21 protein-coding genes are annotated in these 19,050 nt (G+C 45.7%); 16 read left to right on the top strand and 5 right to left on the bottom strand.

Annotation, left to right across the window (positions count from 1 at the left end; translation table 11 throughout):
- Nucleotides 1-60: 60 nt before the first annotated feature.
- Both KNQ18_RS11125 and KNQ18_RS11120 read right to left on the bottom strand, forming a co-directional pair.
- Nucleotides 61-1,644, bottom strand: coding sequence for a diguanylate cyclase domain-containing protein (locus tag KNQ18_RS11125; protein ID WP_050677152.1), 1,584 nt, complete (start codon nt 1,642-1,644; stop codon nt 61-63).
- Between the two features lie 25 nt (nt 1,645-1,669).
- Nucleotides 1,670-2,140 carry a GNAT family N-acetyltransferase gene (locus tag KNQ18_RS11120; RefSeq protein WP_215084768.1) on the bottom strand — a complete coding sequence of 157 codons (471 nt, stop codon included), beginning with the start codon at nt 2,138-2,140 and terminating at the stop codon, nt 1,670-1,672.
- A gap of 153 nt (nt 2,141-2,293) precedes the next feature.
- Between KNQ18_RS11120 and KNQ18_RS11115 the strand changes: the two genes are divergently transcribed.
- A complete protein-coding gene (locus KNQ18_RS11115) occupies nt 2,294-3,211 on the top strand; it encodes an ABC transporter ATP-binding protein (protein ID WP_029340951.1) in 918 nt (305 codons plus the stop codon).
- Complete coding sequence (locus KNQ18_RS11110; RefSeq protein ID WP_215084767.1) at nt 3,189-3,932, top strand: ABC transporter permease; 744 nt, start codon at nt 3,189-3,191, stop codon at nt 3,930-3,932. The genes KNQ18_RS11115 and KNQ18_RS11110 overlap by 23 nt, the downstream gene beginning before the upstream one ends.
- 52 nt (nt 3,933-3,984) lie before the next feature.
- Here the strand turns inward: KNQ18_RS11110 and KNQ18_RS11105 are convergent, their stop codons facing one another.
- The gene (locus KNQ18_RS11105; protein WP_064300371.1) at nt 3,985-4,626 is read right to left on the bottom strand and encodes a YczE/YyaS/YitT family protein; all 642 of its coding nucleotides are present in this window, start codon (nt 4,624-4,626) and stop codon (nt 3,985-3,987) included.
- A gap of 170 nt (nt 4,627-4,796) precedes the next feature.
- Here KNQ18_RS11105 and KNQ18_RS11100 point away from each other — a divergent pair, with 170 nt between their 5' ends.
- From KNQ18_RS11100 to KNQ18_RS11035, 14 genes are all read left to right on the top strand, one after another.
- Entirely contained in the window at nt 4,797-5,360 is a 564-nt protein-coding gene (locus KNQ18_RS11100; protein ID WP_023467370.1) for a glycerol-3-phosphate responsive antiterminator, read from the top strand.
- A gap of 195 nt (nt 5,361-5,555) precedes the next feature.
- On the top strand, nt 5,556-6,380 hold the full coding sequence (locus KNQ18_RS11095) for an MIP/aquaporin family protein (RefSeq protein WP_064300370.1): 825 nt from the start codon (nt 5,556-5,558) through the stop codon (nt 6,378-6,380).
- Between the two features lie 30 nt (nt 6,381-6,410).
- A complete protein-coding gene (gene glpK / locus KNQ18_RS11090) occupies nt 6,411-7,901 on the top strand; it encodes a glycerol kinase GlpK (RefSeq protein WP_050677155.1) in 1,491 nt (496 codons plus the stop codon).
- Nucleotides 7,902-8,035: 134 nt separating this feature from the next.
- Entirely contained in the window at nt 8,036-9,691 is a 1,656-nt protein-coding gene (locus KNQ18_RS11085; RefSeq protein ID WP_214747420.1) for a glycerol-3-phosphate dehydrogenase/oxidase, read from the top strand.
- 146 nt (nt 9,692-9,837) lie between these two features.
- Nucleotides 9,838-10,518, top strand: coding sequence for a DsbA family oxidoreductase (locus KNQ18_RS11080; RefSeq protein WP_215084766.1), 681 nt, complete (start codon nt 9,838-9,840; stop codon nt 10,516-10,518).
- A gap of 39 nt (nt 10,519-10,557) precedes the next feature.
- Nucleotides 10,558-11,547 carry a lipoate--protein ligase gene (gene lplA, locus KNQ18_RS11075; protein ID WP_023467375.1) on the top strand — a complete coding sequence of 330 codons (990 nt, stop codon included), beginning with the start codon at nt 10,558-10,560 and terminating at the stop codon, nt 11,545-11,547.
- Between the two features lie 50 nt (nt 11,548-11,597).
- Nucleotides 11,598-12,485 (top strand): SDR family oxidoreductase, encoded by an 888-nt coding sequence (locus tag KNQ18_RS11070; protein ID WP_064300368.1) that lies wholly within the window; start codon nt 11,598-11,600, stop codon nt 12,483-12,485.
- 124 nt (nt 12,486-12,609) lie between these two features.
- A complete protein-coding gene (locus KNQ18_RS11065; RefSeq protein WP_215084765.1) occupies nt 12,610-14,157 on the top strand; it encodes a fatty acid--CoA ligase family protein in 1,548 nt (515 codons plus the stop codon).
- A 66-nt stretch (nt 14,158-14,223) separates the two neighbouring features.
- A complete protein-coding gene (mgsA, locus tag KNQ18_RS11060; protein WP_023467379.1) occupies nt 14,224-14,658 on the top strand; it encodes a methylglyoxal synthase in 435 nt (144 codons plus the stop codon).
- A 96-nt stretch (nt 14,659-14,754) separates the two neighbouring features.
- Nucleotides 14,755-14,910 (top strand): hypothetical protein, encoded by a 156-nt coding sequence (locus KNQ18_RS11055; RefSeq protein ID WP_023467380.1) that lies wholly within the window; start codon nt 14,755-14,757, stop codon nt 14,908-14,910.
- Nucleotides 14,911-15,044: 134 nt separating this feature from the next.
- On the top strand, nt 15,045-15,707 hold the full coding sequence (locus tag KNQ18_RS11050) for a response regulator transcription factor (RefSeq protein WP_023467381.1): 663 nt from the start codon (nt 15,045-15,047) through the stop codon (nt 15,705-15,707).
- Nucleotides 15,704-17,086, top strand: coding sequence for a HAMP domain-containing sensor histidine kinase (locus tag KNQ18_RS11045; protein WP_214728720.1), 1,383 nt, complete (start codon nt 15,704-15,706; stop codon nt 17,084-17,086). The genes KNQ18_RS11050 and KNQ18_RS11045 overlap by 4 nt, the downstream gene beginning before the upstream one ends.
- Nucleotides 17,087-17,196: 110 nt before the next feature.
- Complete coding sequence (locus tag KNQ18_RS11040; protein ID WP_029340962.1) at nt 17,197-17,670, top strand: competence protein ComK; 474 nt, start codon at nt 17,197-17,199, stop codon at nt 17,668-17,670.
- Nucleotides 17,671-17,767: 97 nt separating this feature from the next.
- The gene (locus KNQ18_RS11035; RefSeq protein ID WP_023467385.1) at nt 17,768-18,175 is read left to right on the top strand and encodes a hypothetical protein; all 408 of its coding nucleotides are present in this window, start codon (nt 17,768-17,770) and stop codon (nt 18,173-18,175) included.
- Between the two features lie 43 nt (nt 18,176-18,218).
- Here KNQ18_RS11035 and KNQ18_RS11030 read toward each other — a convergent pair whose 3' ends face one another.
- Complete coding sequence (locus KNQ18_RS11030) at nt 18,219-18,560, bottom strand: hypothetical protein (RefSeq protein ID WP_029340963.1); 342 nt, start codon at nt 18,558-18,560, stop codon at nt 18,219-18,221.
- Nucleotides 18,561-18,620: 60 nt separating this feature from the next.
- The gene (locus tag KNQ18_RS11025) at nt 18,621-18,998 is read right to left on the bottom strand and encodes a globin domain-containing protein (protein ID WP_215084763.1); all 378 of its coding nucleotides are present in this window, start codon (nt 18,996-18,998) and stop codon (nt 18,621-18,623) included.
- Nucleotides 18,999-19,050: the final 52 nt, after the last annotated feature.

The following is a 19,050-nucleotide window of genomic DNA, read 5'->3' as shown; positions in this document are numbered from 1 at the left end:
TACGCTTCTCGTTCACCTTACGGAGGAGAGCAGCGCTTGTCAATCCTCCGTCCTGAATGGTCAATGAACGGACATACATCCTCTGCCGTTTTGCTTCGAACGATAGAGCGCTAAATCAGCATGATGCATGACTTGTTCGAGTGATTCTCCTGTCACCTGTTCGGCGACTCCGATACTCATCCCGATGTGGACGGTTTGTTCTTCTAAGTGATACGGCATCGAGACGTGAGCGATCCATTGTTCACCTAAGTATCGTGCTTCTGTTAAGGATTGAGTCGTCAAGACGATGATGAACTCATCGCCGCCCAGACGAGCCACGAATCCACCCGGTGGAAGCAATTGTTCGAGACGTTGACTGACCTCGATCAGCAGGAGATCACCTAGCGCGTGACCATATGTATCATTGACTGATTTAAAGCCGTCTAAATCAAGGCAAAGATAGATAGAATGCGTTTCTGCAGGCAATTGTTCGATGTATTGAGCGAGACCGTTGCGGTTCGCGAGACCAGTCAGGCTATCGCGTTGTGACAAGCGTTCAAACGTTAATTTCTCTTGTTCGGTATGTAGCAAGCGATGAATCAGTCGCTGTAAGGCATCCGTCAGTGTCTCGATTTCTCGGATTCCACGATGATTCGGGAGTGATTTTGATGGATCATCCTGCATCTGTTGTGCGGCATGTGTGATTTTTAATAATGGTCGTGTCAATAGCTTCGCTAACATCCAGCCAAGTACGGCTGTAACGAAAGAGGCAATCAAACCAGCGATGAAAATCGTTTGACGTAAAGCATCGGCATCAGCGAACGCAATCGAAGTCGGTTGACGTACGAGAACCGTCCAACCTAAGCCATCGTAATCCTTGTAACCTCGGCTTGTGCTTTGACCAGAGACAAATTCTTTCCCTTGCCAGGAAGCGGTCGCAGAAGCATTCGAAGTCAGCGTTACGCTATCGGGTAATGTTTTACCGCTCCATCCGCTTGGTCCAAGTAAAATCGTTTTTCGATCTTGACTAATGATGAAGACATCGACTTGTTGGAGAGAGGACGTGGCGCTCTGAAAACTTTGTTCGATTGCTTTTGCCCATTCGAAGCTGAGATGTGTCGCAAGGACACCAGAAAATCGACCCTTATCATACAAAGGTGTACTAATATCGACGAACTGTAACGGTTCACCGCTTGGGTTCGGCAATAATTTTGCGAGTAGGACAGCTTCATGGACATCTCCGATGAATGGTTGTGATAAGGCTTGTTGGAAGACGGGACGTTCCTTGATCGACGTTCCTTCCAGAATCTGATTCGTTGACGCAACGACGTTACCTTCCGTATCTAATCGACCAATCCAAGAAAAGTCAGGAATCTGCCGTTGTAACTCTTCGAGTGTCCGTCGCGTTTCTGTTTTTTGTTCTGTTTGTTGAATCGTTGATAAGGAACCCAGCAATTTTACTTCGGCATAACGTGACCACATGTAATGATCAAGCTTATCAGATAGTTGGTGAGCGGTCGTTGACAGATTCATCCCGACTTCCGATTGGAGTCGGTTTGTTGCATGTTGACTAATGAAGAAAGTTAATCCGAGCGTCATGCTAAAAAATAGCAGGGAAATCAATCCCGCTAACAAAACATCAAAGCGAAGTGAGGGTTTGGACATTGTGTGATACTCCATTCATACGTTTTCATTTGTTTTTACTTACATCATACACGTAGACATCTACGAGTTGTTCGCGGTTCGAGAAACTCGTTCGCGCGTATCGGAAATCGTGTTTTTCCCAAAAACGACGGGCTCTTAAATTATCAGGTAAGACCGCGAGATGAATGTGAGGTTCCTGACTTAGGAATCGATCACAAAAAGCGGATAGTAACCGACTACTAATTCCCGTACCGTGTTGAGAAACATCCATTAAGAATAAACCGATCCAAGGTGTACCGTCTTTTGGATGCTTCGGTAGGTAGTCAATCAGTAAGACGGGTTCTCCGTCCACATATCCAATCAGCGATACGGTATCGGGATTTAAAAACTCTTCCTGTAAGGTCGAATCAGAGAGCGGAAGCACTCGTTCTTCTAAGAGCGCATATTCAGGAACGCTCGCGTACAACGATTGGATGATCGGAAAGTGATCATGTGTTACTTGTTCAAAAAGAATCATCTAGCGACTCCATTCTTTATTTTTAGTATAAAATTTCTGCTGTTACGCCTTTTTAATTGGAATCGGATTACATATTTGTAAGAAATGAAACTTATCCTTTAAAATCACGTACACTAATAGCATAGACAAAATATGAATGAGGAGGAAGAGCAGATGTTAAAGATTGAAAATATCTCAAAGCGTCTCGGGAAAGAGCAAATTTTAAAAGACGTCAGTTTTGAGGTATCCCCAGGAGAAGTGTTCGGCTTCCTCGGACCGAACGGAGCAGGGAAGACGACGACGATTCGCATCATCACGGGACTACTCGAGCAGGATGCAGGGAAAGTCACGGTCAATGGATTTGATGTCGTAGAAGAGCGTTCGAAAGCGTTGACGCAAATTGGAGCAATCGTGGAGAATCCAGCGTTTTATCCTTATCTGACAGGAAAACAAAACTTGGTTCATGCAAAAAACCTCATTCCGGGACTCGGTCAAGTTGATTATGATGCACTAGCACGACTCGTTGGTCTCGAAGGAAAGCTTTCAAAAAAAGTCGGAGAGTACTCACTCGGAATGAAGCAACGACTCGGAATTGCTCGTGCCTTGCTACATAACCCGCGCGTCTTGATTTTAGATGAACCAACGAATGGTCTGGATCCATCCGGGATTGCGGAGCTTCGTGAATATTTACGCCAAATGGCGCGTGAGCAAGATATCGCGATTTTAATTTCAAGCCATATGTTGAGTGAGATGGAACAAATCAGTGATCGTTACGCGATCATCGATCAGGGTGTCATCAAGTCGGTCGAGTCCGTTCGTAATGAAACCGGAGCGAAAATCGCTCTTCGTGTCAATGCGGAAGCGATGACAGATGTACTCGATGCCCTTCGCGTCGCAAACTACCCATCAGAAGTACTCGAGAATAAAATCATTATCACCGCACCGGAAAGTGAATGTCCAGCTATCGCTCGACTCGTCGTGCCGATTGCCGATTTACATGAACTGACCGTTAAACGTTTGACGCTTGAGGAACAATTCCTGCAAGTAACGAAAAAAGAGGGGGATTCACATGCTTTCGCTCATACAAAATGAATGGATGAAATGGTGGACGACTAAAAAAGCGAAGATTGTCTTAGTATTATATGTATTAATTGCTGTAGGTCTGATCATTATTGCGAAAACGAATGATATTTCATTTGATCGGAGCGGCTATTACTCGGATACGCTTTCGATCTTAACAGGACTGCTCGGGATCATTACGATTGTCTTCACGGCAGAAGTCATCGGGAATGAGATTCGCTACGATACGATGAAACATTTGTTGATGAGTCCGTATTCCCGAATGACGATTTATTTCTCGAAACTTATCTTTTCGATCTTGATCATGTTGTTCCAATTCGCGTTCATCGTCGTCGTCCTTTACGCCGGTTCTTTTGCGTTTTCAGAGGCAGGCGATCCACTCTTGTTCCGTGATACGATCGTTGAGCTTGTGAATCCGATCTTTACGATTTTCATGACACTATTCTTCTCTTTACTGTTCCGCTCAGTTGGAATGATCATCGGTTTTACCGTGTTGGCTCAATTCTTCACAGCGATTGTTGGTGGCATTTTACTTACTTTAAAACCGGAAATCGCTAAGTGGATCGTATTCATGCATCTCGACTGGTCGATGTACTTTAAAGGCACGGCAGGTTATGGGATGGGCGAAGTCATGGGAACAAGTTTGACGTTCTCCGTTTTATTCGTTCTTGCGCATATTATCGTGTTGTTCGGTGGTTCTATCTTGATTTTCCAAAAAAAATCATACACTTAAGAAAAAAATGTACACTTCCAGATAATCCATCTAGAAGTGTACATTTTTTAGCTTAACTGCTTGTCCGTTTAGGTGGACGTGCCGTAATCGGGAACAATCGCTGAAACCATTCGATCAGTGGACCGTTCAATAAGAGGAAAATGAAAGTTCCGACTCCGATGCCGATCAGTTCGCGTTCAATCAGTGAAAAGAGGCAAGCAATCAAAAAAGGAATACCGAGGCTGATCGTTGCTCCGAGCGATGTACTTTTAAAGCGGCTGATCAGTGACTTCATCAAGTAATCCGGTGGCATCAATACGAATCCGATTTGGAGATAGAGGGCGAGTCCAAGTGAAATCAATGGCATACCGATCAACATGTACACGGCGCGCATCCAAAGTCCCTGTGGTGTGTAAATCAATTGATGGATGGATAAGAAGAAATCAATCGCAGCGCCGAAAAGGACGACGAGTGCAAAACTGAGAACAATCGTCCACCAACTAAATCGACTCCCGAGAGAAAGTGCTGCAATCAAAGCAAGCACATGTAAGACGATGATCGCTAGTCCGACAGTTAAAGGTGAGATGGCCGCGACGGCCTCACTCGCTGAAGTCCAAGGTGCACTCCCGATCGAGGCGGTCACCATGAAGCTGTTTCCTAAGGCGTTAATTAAAATAGAGAATAAATAGATGACAATCCGTTTTTGCTGACTCATTGACGTGCACAGACGGTAGGACTGCGCGTTCACCTCCTGAAAAGAAATCGTTTCGTTAAGCTATACCCTAATCGTAGCGCTCTTTTCACTTATTTTCATGAAAAGAGCATTGCCTATTCCTCCTATTTCACGACATACTTAGGACACATTACGAATCAGGGGGAGAACATATGACATATTTTGGACAGAAGATCCTGCCTTCCGTTAGAAAATTAGAAGACTTTGAAAAGATGCTGAAGAGTCCATATGAATATGGGGTCTTACTCGAAATGCACGTATCGCGCTTAAAAGCAGTCTATGAGATGGCGCATCGTTACGACAAAAAAATGTTTTTGCACATGGATCTCGTTCAAGGATTAAAAAATGATGAATACGCAACGGAATACGTCTGCCAAGAATTAAAGCCGTATGGTGTCATTTCGACGAAGGCGAGCGTCATCTTGAAAGCACGTCAAAAAAAGGTCAAGACGATGCAACGCATGTTCTTACTCGATTCCAGTTCACTCGAAAAAAGTTATCAACTCATGGAACGGACGCAACCTGATTACATCGAGGTGTTACCTGGATTAATGCCAAAGTACATTCAAGAAGTGAAAGAAAAGACGGGGCGTCTCGTATTCGCCGGTGGACTCATCGATACGGTCGAGGAAGTGGAACAAGCAATTGAAGCAGGTGCCTCAAGTATCACAACATCGAATAAGGACTTGTGGCGTCATTTTGAACCACGCTCCTAACCGGATTGTGATGAAAATCATTCGGATTGTTTGACAGCGTTTTCACTGATTGTTATAGTGATATCAAGTTGATACAAAGTGACGGAGAAAAGGGAGATTCACGTGTGAGTCCTGCTTGAAGAACATTCAAGTATGAACTGACGTGGATCTCCTTTTTATGTTGCTTTTTTCACATAACCAAAAGGAGGAACACATATGTCACCCATTTTAGCGGAATTTTTAGGCACAGCTTTGCTTGTCGCGCTTGGGAACGGTGTAGGTGCAGGCGTTAGTTTGACGAAATCGTTTGCAAAGGATGCAGGCTGGATCGTCATCACGTTTGCGTGGGGTTTTGCCGTGGCGATTGCAGCGTATGCCGTCGGTCAATTCAGTGGAGCACACCTTAACCCAGCAGTAACGCTTGGTTTAGCCTTTGACGGTTCATTTGCATGGACGGACGTACCAGGCTATATCGTCGCTCAAATTGCCGGCGGGATACTTGGTGCAAGTCTTGTTTTCGTCCATTACTTACCACATTGGGCAGAGACGAAAGACCCAGCAGCGAAACTCGGCGTCTTTGCGACGTCACCAGCGATTCCACATACATTTGCCAATCTAATGAGTGAAATGATTGCGACATTCTTACTTGTCATCGGGTTGTTGTCGATCGGAGCGAATAAGTTCTCAGATGGTCTGAATCCATTGATCGTCGGTTTCTTGATCGTCAGCCTCGGTATGTCATTCGGAGGCACGACAGGATATGCGATGAATCCGGCGCGGGACCTTGGTCCACGTATCGCTCACTTCATCTTACCGATTCATGGAAAAGGATCATCGAACTGGGGATACTCATGGATTCCGGTTCTCGGACCAGTTCTCGGTGGAAGTCTTGGCGGATTGTTTTATCGTTCGGTCTTCACAGGAAAAGATACACCGGCTTTTTGGATTGTAGGACTTGTGACAATCGTCATATTAGGCTTATGCTATAGATTCGGTGTTCGTCCGAACAAAACAACGTCAGTGGAGTCAAAGTCAGCTTAACTTATTTAGATACAAAAGGATGGGGAAGAGATGGAGAACTACATTTTGTCATTGGATCAGGGAACGACGAGTACACGTGCGATCCTGTTTAATCGTGCCGGCGAGATCGTCCATTCAGCGCAACAGGAATTCACGCAGTATTTTCCGAAACCAGGTTGGGTCGAACACAACGCAAACGAGATTTGGGGAAGTGTCCTTGCTGTCGTGGCGACTTGTCTGACGGAGGCGAACGTAAAGCCGTCGCAGATTGCTGGTATTGGAATCACGAATCAACGTGAAACAGCTGTCGTTTGGGAAAAAGAAACAGGGAAACCGATTCACAATGCAGTCGTGTGGCAATCGAGACAAACGGCTGAAATCTGTGAAGCGCTTCGAGCAGCCGGTCATGCCGAGCTCTTCCGTGAGAAGACAGGTCTATTGATTGACGCTTATTTCTCTGGTACGAAAGTCAAATGGATTTTAGATCATGTCGAAGGAGCACGGGAACGTGCTGAACGTGGTGAACTACTGTTCGGTACGATCGATACGTGGCTCATCTGGAAATTATCCGGCGGAAAAGCACATGTGACCGACTATTCGAATGCAAGTCGTACGTTGATGTATAACATTCATGAATTAAAATGGGATGACGAGTTACTCGGCATCTTAGATGTCCCAAAAGCCATGCTTCCGGAAGTACGACCATCTTCTGAAGTGTACGCAGAGACAGCAGGGTATCACTTCTTCGGAGAAGCAGTTCCAATTGCTGGAGCAGCAGGCGATCAGCAAGCCGCATTGTTTGGCCAAGCATGTTTTGATACAGGAATGGCGAAAAACACATACGGTACGGGTTGCTTCATGCTGATGAACACAGGGGAAGAGGCTGTGAAATCAGATCACGGATTGCTGACGACGATCGCGTGGGGCGTCGATGGAAAAGTGGAGTATGCCTTAGAAGGAAGTATCTTCGTCGCAGGATCTGCGATTCAGTGGTTACGTGACGGCTTACGTCTCATTGATGATGCCAAAGAATCAGAAGGATACGCAACACGCGTCACGTCTTCAGACGGTGTCTACGTCGTACCAGCATTCGTTGGTCTTGGTACACCTTACTGGGATTCAGACGTTCGTGGTGCCGTCTTCGGTTTGACACGTGGTACGGAAAAAGAACATTTCATCCGCGCGACACTTGAATCACTCGCTTATCAGACACGCGACGTCCTATCTGCGATGGAGCAAGATTCAGGCATCGAGATGAAAACGCTCCGTGTCGATGGTGGAGCAGTTAAAAACGACTTCTTGATGCAGTTCCAAGGTGACATCATCCAAGCGCCAGTTGAGCGTCCGGAAATCAATGAAACGACGGCGTTAGGTGCAGCGTACCTCGCAGGTCTTGCTGTTGGATTCTTTGAGAACCGTGAACAGATTGCGACGCAATGGAAAAAAGAACGTCGTTTCGAGCCGAGTATGGCGAAAGAAGAGACGGATGCGCTCTACGGTGGATGGCAAAAAGCTGTTCAAGCTACGATGTTGTTCAAATGATGTGAGGTATGTTATAGTAAGGTCAAGTTAATAAATCGGTCGGAGAATATGGAGAGACCACAGCAGCAGTTGACATAGTCAGCGTGTTTGTTGTGGTCTCTTTTTTTTTCGAACCTAAACAGGAGGAACTATTCATGGCTAACCAACCATTTTCAAGCAAAAACCGTGCAGATGTCTATAATCGATTAACACGTGAAGAACTCGATCTACTCGTCGTAGGTGGCGGTATCACAGGTGCGGGGATCGCCCTCGATGCAGCGTCACGCGGTATGAAGATTGGCCTCGTCGAAATGCAGGATTTCGCGTCCGGTACGTCTAGTCGTTCAACGAAATTAGTCCATGGTGGTCTACGTTATTTAAAACAATTCGAAGTTCAGATGGTCGCTGAAGTCGGTAAAGAACGTGCGATCGTTTACGAAAACGGACCACACGTCACGACACCAGAGTGGATGTTGCTTCCGATGCATAAAGGCGGTACGTTCGGACCATTCAGTACGTCAATCGGTCTCCGTGTTTATGACTTCTTAGCAGGTGTTAAACGTTCGGAATGGCGTACGATGTTATCTGCGAAAGAAACATTAGCGAAAGAACCACTCGTCAAACAACAAGGTCTCAAAGGTGGCGGTTACTACGTCGAGTACCGCACAGATGACGCTCGTCTAACGATTGAAGTCATGAAAGAAGCGGTCGAACACGGTGCACGTGTCGTCAACTATACAAAAGCAGAAGAAATCATCTACGATGCTGGAAAAGTCGTCGGCATGCGTGTGACAGACCTCTTGACAGGTGACGTACATGAAATCCGTGCGAAAAAAGTCGTCAACGCGACAGGTCCATGGGTCGATGAATTACGTGAAAAAGATGGCTCTAAAGTCGGGAAACAACTTCGTTTGACAAAAGGGGTCCACGTCGTCATCGATCAATCGAAATTCCCACTCAAACAAGCGGTCTACTTCGATACACCAGACGGTCGGATGATCTTCGCGATTCCACGTGATGGAAAAGCGTACGTTGGTACGACAGATACGTTCTTCGATAAAGATACTGCACATCCGAAGTTCACAGTCGAAGACCAAGACTACGTCCTAGACGCGATTCACTATATGTTCCCAGAGGTTAAAGTGACAGCAGAAGACGTAGAATCAAGCTGGGCTGGTGTACGTCCATTGATTTATGAAGAAGGAAAAGATCCTTCTGAAATCTCTCGTAAAGATGAAGTATGGCAGTCTGAGTCAGGTCTCATCACGATTGCGGGTGGGAAATTGACTGGATACCGTAAAATGGGTGAGCACGTCGTTGATCTCGTCGCTAAACTCTTGAAAAAAGAAGAAAACGTCGCGTACGCACGTTGCTCGACGAAAAACATGCCAATGTCTGGTGGACACGTCGGCGGAGCAAAAGGATTTGCTGAATTCTTAAAAGCTCAAACAGCAACGAACGGTCTAACGACAGAAGAAGTTCAATTCCTAGCAAAACGCTACGGTTCGAACTTACCGAAAGTACTGGAATACGCAGCAGCATTCGATGCAGCAACGACAGCTCTTCCACGTTCTGTCTATGCACAACTCCACTACAGCATCGAACATGAAATGGTCGCTCGTCCGATCGACTTCTTCATCCGCCGTACAGGTGCTGTCTTCTTCGATATCGCTTGGGCTCGTGCTCATAAAGATGCCGTCATCGAAGAGATGAAATCTGTCTTGAACTGGACAGCAGAACAAACAGCTGCTTATACGAAAGAACTCGATATCGAGATCGAAGATGCAGCACATGCACTCGTGACAGAATAAGCTCTTTAACTCATCAAGGAATCAAGATCAATATGATCTTGATTCCTTTTTTTACATATTCGTATTGACGCGGGCGGAAAGATTGCAACTCTGTCTAGAGGCGACTATGCTTAATGTATGAAATTGCACAAAAGGAGAGAACACAGATGAAAGTAGAAGTATGGTCGGATTACGCATGTCCGTTTTGTTATATTGGGAAGCGTCGTTTAGAACAAGCAATTGCGAACGAAAAGTTAGATGTCGAGGTCGAATTCAAGAGCTTTGAACTCGATCCAGATGCACCAGCAGTACCGACGCAAGGATTATACGAAATTCTTGCGTCAAAATATGGAACGACTCTCGAACAAGCACGGAATATGTCGCAAGGTGTCGTTGATACGGCACGTCAAGAAGGCTTGCACTATGAGATGGATCGTGTCATTCCAGCCAATACATTCGAGGCTCATCGCCTGACTCAATTCGCAAAAAAACATGGTAAGATGAATGCAGTATCAGAAGCACTGTTCACAGCGTACTTCATGAATGGAGAAGATCTGAATGACCAAGCCATTCTGACACGGATCGCAGTAGATGCTGGACTTGCTGAGGCAGACGTCACAGCGTTTCTTGCGTCAGAAGAACTGGCGACAGATGTTCGAGAAGAAGAAGCGATGGCACAACAACTGGGTGTCCGTGGTGTACCGTTCTTCGTCTTTGACCGGAAATATGCCATTTCTGGCGCACAACCAGTGGAAGCCTTCGAACAAGTCTTCGCGAAGATGCGTCAAGAACAAACACTTGAAGTCATCGCTGAAGGTGACGCGTGTGGTGTTGACGGCTGTAACTGATCACATTATGATTCCATCACAAAGGAGCACGAAACCCTTATGAAATTCATCTTCCATCCTGAGATTCGCGATGCGCGAATCAATCTCGCTGTCGAAGAATTCATCTTGAACAACCTAAACGTTAATGAAGAAGATTATTTCTTGTTTTATATCAACGGTCCATCGATAATCGTCGGAAAAAACCAGAACACGAACGAAGAAGTCAATTTGAAGTATGTTGAGGAAAACGGCATCCACGTCGTCCGTCGTCTTTCAGGTGGTGGCGCTGTGTATCATGACGAAGGAAACTTGAACTTCAGTTTCTTGACAAAAGATGACGGTGATTCGTTCAACAACTATAAAAAGTTCACGGAGCCAGTCGTACAAGCGCTGCATAAACTCGGTGTCGAAGCGGAGTTATCCGGACGAAACGATATTCATGTCGGAAGTCGGAAAATCAGTGGGAATGCCCAGTTCACGACTAAAGGGCGGATGTTTAGTCACGGTACACTGATGCTCGATTCGAACATCGAAGAAGTCGTCAATGCGCTTGTCGTCAGTGAAGAGAAGATGCGCTCTAAAGGCATTAAATCAGTCCGGAGTCGTGTCGCGAATATCTCGGAATTCCTGTCAGAACCATTGACGATGGAACAATTCGTCGATCATCTCCTTGCTTCGATCTATGAAGGGAAAGAGATTGAACGGTATATCTTAACCGAAGAGGACTGGGATAAAGTACGTGCCATCTCGGCAGAACGTTATGGCAACTGGGAGTGGAATTTCGGGAAATCGCCGAAATTCGATGTCATCCATAAAAAACGCTTCCCGATTGGTACGATTGATTTCCGGCTGAACGTCAAAAAAGGCATCATCGAAGAAGCGAAGATTTATGGCGACTTCTTTGGCGTCGAGGATGCAGAGGAAATCGCGCGGGCGCTCGAAGGTTCACGCTATGATCGCGCGTCTCTTCGCGAAGTGCTCGGTCGGTACGAATTGAAAAAATACTTCGGCGCTGTCGAACTAGATGAGGTGCTAGACGTTTTAGCGTAAGTCTTTATGGGAAAACTCCTTCTATCAACTGCATAGGGGGAGTTTTTTTCATGGGCTATAATAAAGATAATTTTTTAGAAGGTTCGTTGACGGACTTTATTGATTTCGAACGGATTTCAGAACAGTTACCAAAAACGGAGGATGAACAGCCGTTACCATATTATGAGCGTGATGATTATAAGGCAGCAGGAAAATTAGAGGGGAAAGTCGCGATCGTCACGGGCGGCAACTCTGGAATCGGGCGTGCTGTCTCAATTGCTTATGTCCGAGAAGGAGCGAAAGTCGTCATCGCCTTCTACGGTGATCAAGAAGGGGCAGAAGAAACAAAGGCACGCCTTGAGGAATTAGGCGGCGAAGTCCTACTTTCTAAAGGGGATATCGGAGATGCAGATTACTGTGAAACACTCGTCCAAAAAACGATCGATCGTTTCGGTCGCTTAGATATCATCGTCAACAATGCGAGTATGCAAAAACCAGAAGATAGTCTGAAGGACATCACAGACGAGTCGATGGAGAAGACGTTCAAGACGAATATCTTCGGAATGATGCGTCTTGCCCGTGCTGCCTTACCGCACCTTTCACTCGGTTCTGCCATCATCAATACGACATCTTCAACGGCATACGAAGGGAACGCGCTTTTGATTGACTATTCTGCGACGAAGGGAGCAATCGTCAGCTTCACTCGGAGTCTTTCGATGAACTTAGCGAAGGAAGGCATTCGTGTCAATGCCGTCGCACCGGGTCCGATCTGGACACCGCTCATCACGGAAACGTTCCCGCATGAATCAGTCAAGACATTCGGGAAAAATACACCGATGGATCGCCCAGGGCAGCCGGCTGAGATGGCATCGGCATATGTTTTCCTCGCGTGTAACGATTCAAGTTATATGACAGGACAAGTCCTTCACTTGAATGGTGGTGTCATCGTCAACGGTTAAAAAGAAACTCGGTGAAAACGTTTCCAAAAAGTGTTACACTATCCATACGGTCGCTTTTGACTACGTATGGATTTTTTTTACGTAAAAAATGAATAGTCATTCATTCGAAAGGGGAATTTTGCTCATGCTTGGATTGATTCAATCCGTCGAAGAAACCGCTCGAACACATCCGGATTCAACGGCGTATGTGTTTGAGGACACGCAAGTCAGCTATCGTGAGTTTGTCGAGAAGTTTCACCGGGCAGCCGGCGCACTCGAAGCGAACGGAATCCGAAAAGGTGATCATGTCGCGCTAATCTTAGGGAATAGCCCAGCATTCCTAGTGGCATATTACGCCATCATGAAACAAGGGGCAATCGCGATTCCAATCAACCCTACATATACACCGGATGAAATCGGGTATATCCTGATGAACGGTGATGTGAAGGGGATTTTAGGCATTGCACCGCTCGTCGAAGCTGCAAAAGATCGTCTCGTGCATTTACCGAATCTCAAGATCGTCGTCTCTGTTCCTTACGCGGATCAGGAAGGACCAAACGAAACGCATCAACAAGTGACGTTCATCACGCTCGATCGCTGGCTCGAAATCGAACATCCATTGACAGAAGTGACGAATGAACTGGACGACATCGCTGTCATTCTCTATACGAGTGGGACGACAGGAAAACCAAAAGGTGCGATGTTGTCCCACCGTAATCTGACGTCGAATGCACGCTCGATTGGGGATTATCTACATGTATCCAGTAGCGACCGGACACTTGCCGTATTACCGATGTTCCATGTTTTTTGTTTGACGGTCGTCGTCAATGCTTCACTCGCACATGGAGCGTCAATCATCATTGCTCCACGTTTTTCACCACAAGAGACGTTTGAGTTAGCAAAAAAAGAACAGGTGACGATTTTTGCGGGTGTACCGACGATGTATAATTTCTTACTTCAAACCGTGAAGGCTCATCCGAAATATGCGACCTATTTTGAATCAACACGTTTGTTCGTCTCAGGAGGAGCAAGTCTTCCAGTGCCGCTTCTTGAAGCATTTGATCGAACATTCCAATGTCATATCCTCGAAGGATATGGTTTATCGGAAGCATCACCCGTCACTTGTTTCAATCCGGTCAATGGTGTTCAAAAACCAGGCTCGATTGGGACATCGATCGTCGATGTCGAAAACAAAGTCGTCGATGAACTCGGACAAGAATTACCAAATGGTCAAGTCGGAGAATTGATCGTTCGAGGACCAAACGTCATGACGGGTTATTACAAGATGCCGGAAGAGTCGCAAGCGACGTTACGCGATGGCTGGTTATATACGGGTGATTTGGCTCGTCGAGATGAAGACGGTTATTTCTATATCGTCGATCGTAAAAAAGATATGATCATCGTCGGTGGTTACAACGTCTACCCGCGTGAAGTCGAAGAAGTCCTCTACCAACATCCGAACGTCATTGAAGCCGCCGTCATCGGCATACCGGATGAGGAGATGGGCGAAGCCGTCAAAGCATTCGTTGTTGCTCGTGAGACGATGACGGAAGAGGAAACGCAGGCATTCTGTGCTACATCACTCGCGAAATATAAATGTCCAACGCAGATTGAGTTCATCGATCAATTACCTCGTAATACGACCGGGAAGATTTTACGGACCGTGTTGAAGAAACAACCGACGAATTCATGAGTCTCTCAAGAACTTCAGGTTTCTGAAGTTCTTTTTCTGTGCATAGACAAGAAGGAGGGGATACGAATGAATATCGCTTTGATTGCACATGATGAGAAAAAGGATGAGATGATGGGCTTCACACGGGCTTACGCCGCATTCTTTAAGAAAAATACATTATACGCGACAGGAACGACCGGACAACGGATCATGGAAGCAACCGATCTGCACGTCCATCGCTGTAAGTCAGGTCCACTCGGTGGGGATCAGGAAATCGGAGCGCTTGTAGCACAAGGAAAAATCGATATCGTGATTTTTTTACGGGATCCACTAACGGCCCAACCGCATGAGCCGGACGTCTCCGCACTTATTCGATTATGTGATGTGTACGATTTACCGCTTGCGACGAATGTCGGAACTGCTGAAATTTTAATCAATGGACTCGAACAAGGACAATTTGATTGGAAGGAAATCATTCGAAAACGCCATGAACTGGAACAACAAAAGTTTTTAGACGATTAATTTCATGAGAACGCTTCTCATTTTCGTTTGAGCATGATATAGTCAGTTTGAGGATGATACTGATTATCAATTGCGATGGAAAAGGTGGCGAAGAAAATGGAGATTCTATTAATGACGGGTGTAACGGTATTGCTAGGAGGCGGCGTTGGATTTTTGACGCACGTCGTAAAAATGGAACGTCGTCAACAGGCAACACCTGTGACTTCAAAGAACGAGCAAGTAGCGTATCCAGCGCTCCGTCTCGTCAAATAATAGAAAATTTATGACTTCGCCTTTCTTTTCTTTTGAAAAGAAAGGTTTTTTTGAATTATTATCCACTCTCCCATAATTTTGCGGAATTCCTTTGATACACTGAAACAAAGCACATTAGTCGAGGAGTGAGAGCCATGCATACAATCTATTTAGTTGATGATGAAGTGAACTTGAATCGTGTACTCGTTAAATATTTGGAGCAAGAGGGATGGCAGGTGAAGTCGTTTACGTCTGGTGAGGCAGCGGCCTCTGCCATCGTTGAAAAGCCTGACTTATGGATTTTAGACATCATGCTACCGGATATGGATGGTTTTCAATTGATTAAGCGGATCAAGGCACATGATGAGACGACACCTGTCATCTTCATCTCGGCTCGTGATGAGGACATCGATAAAATCATTGGTCTTGAGATGGGATCAGACGATTACATCGCAAAACCGTTCCTTCCGCGAGAACTCGTCATCCGCGTCAAAAAGATTTTGGCACGAACGTATGCGACACCAAAGAGTGGTGTCATCCAATACGGTGATTATATGATTTATCCAGAGAAACGAATCATCGAAGAGAATGGTCAAGAAATCGATTTGACGTCGAAAGAGTACGATTTGTTGATTTTATTCGCCACACAAATTGGGACGCCGATGTCACGCGAGCAGATTCTTGTCAGCGTCTGGGGTGACGATTATTTCGGTTCAGACCGAGTCGTCGATGATCTCGTTCGTCGCGTCCGTAAAAAATTATCGAAACTCGAGCTCGAAACGATTTACGGGATCGGTTATCGCTTGGTGTCTGCATGAAAAACCGCAGTCTCGGATTCCAGATTTGGGCGATGTTTCTGCTCGTCATCGTCACGCTTTCTGCGGTCATTCTCCTGGTCATTCGGTCATCGATCGGAAATTTCATCGATGAACAGGTCTATGCGACACTTGAGAATAGCGAAGTCTTCTTCTCGAAGGACGCCTCCGTCATCGAGATGCTTCAGGATAATCCGATTGAATTTGACCGCCGAAAACAGGAGTCCCGTTCTGTTAATATCTTACTCCTTTCTAAAAACGGAAAGCTCTATTACGGTGGAGCACCACAACAGCTGATCAATCAGATGTACCGTGATGCGATTGATCAAAAAACAGTTACGGCAAAGTATACAACGCGTCTTGATAAAGAAGATGTATACTACAGTATTCGAAAAATCGAGGATAGTGGTGAAACGTACTATCGTGTCTCCTATGTTTGGGATGCGTATCGACAAGAACTGATTACGCAGTTATTCTCGAAAATCGGATTCGTCGTCATCATTGGAAGTATCTTTACGCTATTCATTGCCTTTTGGTTAGCGCGACGGTTGACACAACCACTCGTCGAAATCGAGGGAGCGGTCGGGAAGATCGCGGCTCAGAAATGGGATACACCACTTCCACTTGATCGCGGGGATGAAATCGGACGACTCGCACGATCGGTCGATGCGATGCGGATGGATCTTGAAAAACAAGATAAGGCACAAAAATCATTACTTCAAAACATCTCCCATGATTTGAAGACACCGATCATGGTCATCCGAAGTTATGCTCAATCCATCTCAGACGGGATTTATCCAGATGGTGATTTGACCGGATCCGTATCCGTCATTGATGAAGAAGCGGAGCGGTTGGAGAAAAAAGTCGCAGCTCTACTTTATGTCACGAAGCTCGACTATTTCGAGCTCGATCGTTCAACGTGGGACAATGTTGACATCGACCGGATGGTGCATCTGTTGAAAAATCGCTTTTCTGGGACGAAATCACTTGAATGGCATGTTAGTGGAGAAGCGGGAATCGTTCTTGGTGAAGGAGAGCAGTTACGTGTTGCGCTCGAAAATGTCATGGACAATGCGATTCGTTATGCCGAAACACGAATCGATATCCGATTGTCCGGAACAGCGGATCAGGTGCATATCGAAATCGAAAATGACGGACCACCGCTTGACGCCTCCTCGCCACTGTTCCATCAATTCTCACGTGGCAAGGAAGGAAAGTTTGGGCTTGGTCTCTATATCGTCAAACGGATCGTTGAGCGTCATGATGGAACGGTCGCAATCGAAAACCGTTCTGCGGGAAATGGAGTTGGAAAAGTTTGTGTGATTTTTAATTTCCCACGTCATTTTATTGAGCAAGAGGAAAAAAAACCAAAAGAATTTTAAAAACGGGATCTTTGGATCTCGTTTTTTTCGTTAGGAAATAATCGTTCCGGTCATGCAAGGCAAAAGGAAGTTTGATATAACCAATATAATCCAGGAAGGGAGCGAAGGAGATGTCATACCCAATCACGGAAGAAACGTTAGCCTTGATCCCGCGATACGGTCAATACGGTGAACCGCAGACACTCGTCATCAAGGAACATTCTGAAAGTATTTTAGATGGTCATCCCATTAAGTTGATTGAAGAATCCTGTTTGTATTTTGGTTCGTCCATGCGTGGAAGAATCGAAGCAGCGCGGCATATTCTTGGTCCGAACCGAAAGACCCCTGTTTTAGTGGATTGGCAAGCACAGACGATTTTCTTTCCAACGACCGCAAAAGAAAAGGCGGAATGTATTTGGATTAATTTCAAACAGATGAAGACTGTTCAGAAAAAATCCGGTAAAGTACAAGTCGAATTTCAGACAGGTCAATGTATCGATACGGATGCATCCGCATACAGCATCGAACGACAACGGATTAAAACACTGGAACTGGCGTATGAAATGCAGCGTCGTTTTCAGTTGCCGGAGTTTAAGAATCGGTGAAAAGTGGAAACACATAACAGGAATCTTACTTACGTAAGGAGAAACAGTAGAGAGAGAAATCATAGGGAGGTGAAGCGGTAACTTTTACCGCGACACGATGAATGAATCATACGAATGGTTAAATCGCCGAAAATTACAGCCTGGATTTGGTGCGACTGGAGGCAGACGCTTTATCAGTTCCCGCATCGTGCGTCCGGAAAATACACCGGGTAAACGAATCAAAGGAATTAAACGGGCACGACAATTAGTCGTCGATGATGCTGGAAATCGCCGTTGGGTCACGAAACGCATCGTTGTGACGGATGCTGCGAAACACGTCACGATGAACCGTCGGACATCCATCGCCTTGAAGGAGACGAATGAGTCGCGCCTTGAGCAAGTCAAACAAAAACTAGCATCTAACAAAAAGGTCTTATTACCGATCTTAGCGGCAACAGGGATCGCTGTCGCAGGTGGGGTTCTTGCTTACGTCCTTCGTCGGAAGAAAAAACAATCTGATCAATAAAAAAGAAGCCGTTCTCCAATCGGAGGACGGCTTCTTTCATGCATTATAAGAATCGTTTTCGTAAAGAAGTCGAGAGTGCTTTGTCTGCGATTTCCTCAAGTTCCGTCAGGTTTGTCGGATCAAAGCTGTCATTGTAGAAACGACCTACGAAGTCAACACGATCGTAATCGAGTTCCTTGAAAATCAAGTGTTTATGGTCGTCATAAAAAACGACACGATAGTAATCAGATCCGCGTTCAAGGGTTACGAGACCTTTGATGTGATCCAATTTTTTTTGTTCTTCGGTTTGCTCTTCCTCGAGCGTGTCATCCTCGTTCGTCGATGCTTCTGCTTGCTCGATCGCATTCTTTACGAGTTCAGGTCGTTGTTCTTGTTCTTCCGTCATGTTTTATCGCCTCCAATTATTATTTTACATGGAAATGGACAGATGAGAAAGAAAAATCCCTCAGTCCATCTGGTGTGCTTCACAAACGCGTAGTACATTCATCGCGCCAATTCGTAATCGATCGAGTAGTTGGAGTCGTGCTTCTTCATTTGGAATTGTCTCAAGAGAAGCTACTTCCATCAGTTCCAACCAACGGATGGCATGTTCTTTTTGAATCGGTAATAACCGGTGAATCATCGCTAAACTCGCCGGCGGTTGATCCGGGTCGCGCGGTCCTCCTGTCAATTGGGTCAAGAAGACGAGTTGTGCCTGTTCGACACGTTGTCGATCGTCAGGGAACAACGGTCGCAATAGTGAATCATGGTAGACTTGATGATAGAACGAGCGAACCAAGGATGTGAGTATATGCTCGCCTCCGACGGTTTCGTAAAGTGACAAGAAGCATCACCTGCCTTACATAGGATGTGTCCTGATTATAGCAAATTTATAC

Origin of the sequence: Exiguobacterium sp. s78 (genome assembly GCF_018618985.1) — a bacterium.
Taxonomy (GTDB): domain Bacteria; phylum Bacillota; class Bacilli; order Exiguobacteriales; family Exiguobacteriaceae; genus Exiguobacterium_A; species Exiguobacterium_A abrahamii.
Note: the sequence above shows the minus strand (reverse complement) of the source record. Positions and strands in the feature narration are given on the sequence as shown.

Excerpts from the sequence above, each read along its gene's own strand:
- KNQ18_RS11110 (WP_215084767.1), top strand. The coding sequence starts at position 3,189 with ATGCTTTCGCTCATACAAAATGAATGGATGAAATGGTGGACGACTAAA.
- KNQ18_RS11105 (WP_064300371.1), bottom strand. The coding sequence starts at position 4,626 with ATGAGTCAGCAAAAACGGATTGTCATCTATTTATTCTCTATTTTAATT.
- lplA (WP_023467375.1), top strand. The coding sequence starts at position 10,558 with ATGAAATTCATCTTCCATCCTGAGATTCGCGATGCGCGAATCAATCTC.
- KNQ18_RS11035 (WP_023467385.1), top strand. The coding sequence starts at position 17,768 with ATGAATGAATCATACGAATGGTTAAATCGCCGAAAATTACAGCCTGGA.
- KNQ18_RS11080 (WP_215084766.1), top strand. The coding sequence starts at position 9,838 with ATGAAAGTAGAAGTATGGTCGGATTACGCATGTCCGTTTTGTTATATT.
- KNQ18_RS11030 (WP_029340963.1), bottom strand. The coding sequence starts at position 18,560 with ATGACGGAAGAACAAGAACAACGACCTGAACTCGTAAAGAATGCGATC.
- KNQ18_RS11100 (WP_023467370.1), top strand. The coding sequence starts at position 4,797 with ATGACATATTTTGGACAGAAGATCCTGCCTTCCGTTAGAAAATTAGAA.
- KNQ18_RS11085 (WP_214747420.1), top strand. The coding sequence starts at position 8,036 with ATGGCTAACCAACCATTTTCAAGCAAAAACCGTGCAGATGTCTATAAT.
- KNQ18_RS11125 (WP_050677152.1), bottom strand. The coding sequence starts at position 1,644 with ATGTCCAAACCCTCACTTCGCTTTGATGTTTTGTTAGCGGGATTGATT.
- KNQ18_RS11045 (WP_214728720.1), top strand. The coding sequence starts at position 15,704 with ATGAAAAACCGCAGTCTCGGATTCCAGATTTGGGCGATGTTTCTGCTC.
- KNQ18_RS11040 (WP_029340962.1), top strand. The coding sequence starts at position 17,197 with ATGTCATACCCAATCACGGAAGAAACGTTAGCCTTGATCCCGCGATAC.
- KNQ18_RS11050 (WP_023467381.1), top strand. The coding sequence starts at position 15,045 with ATGCATACAATCTATTTAGTTGATGATGAAGTGAACTTGAATCGTGTA.
- KNQ18_RS11070 (WP_064300368.1), top strand. The coding sequence starts at position 11,598 with ATGGGCTATAATAAAGATAATTTTTTAGAAGGTTCGTTGACGGACTTT.
- KNQ18_RS11115 (WP_029340951.1), top strand. The coding sequence starts at position 2,294 with ATGTTAAAGATTGAAAATATCTCAAAGCGTCTCGGGAAAGAGCAAATT.
- KNQ18_RS11065 (WP_215084765.1), top strand. The coding sequence starts at position 12,610 with ATGCTTGGATTGATTCAATCCGTCGAAGAAACCGCTCGAACACATCCG.
- mgsA (WP_023467379.1), top strand. The coding sequence starts at position 14,224 with ATGAATATCGCTTTGATTGCACATGATGAGAAAAAGGATGAGATGATG.
- KNQ18_RS11055 (WP_023467380.1), top strand. The coding sequence starts at position 14,755 with ATGGAGATTCTATTAATGACGGGTGTAACGGTATTGCTAGGAGGCGGC.
- glpK (WP_050677155.1), top strand. The coding sequence starts at position 6,411 with ATGGAGAACTACATTTTGTCATTGGATCAGGGAACGACGAGTACACGT.
- KNQ18_RS11120 (WP_215084768.1), bottom strand. The coding sequence starts at position 2,140 with ATGATTCTTTTTGAACAAGTAACACATGATCACTTTCCGATCATCCAA.
- KNQ18_RS11095 (WP_064300370.1), top strand. The coding sequence starts at position 5,556 with ATGTCACCCATTTTAGCGGAATTTTTAGGCACAGCTTTGCTTGTCGCG.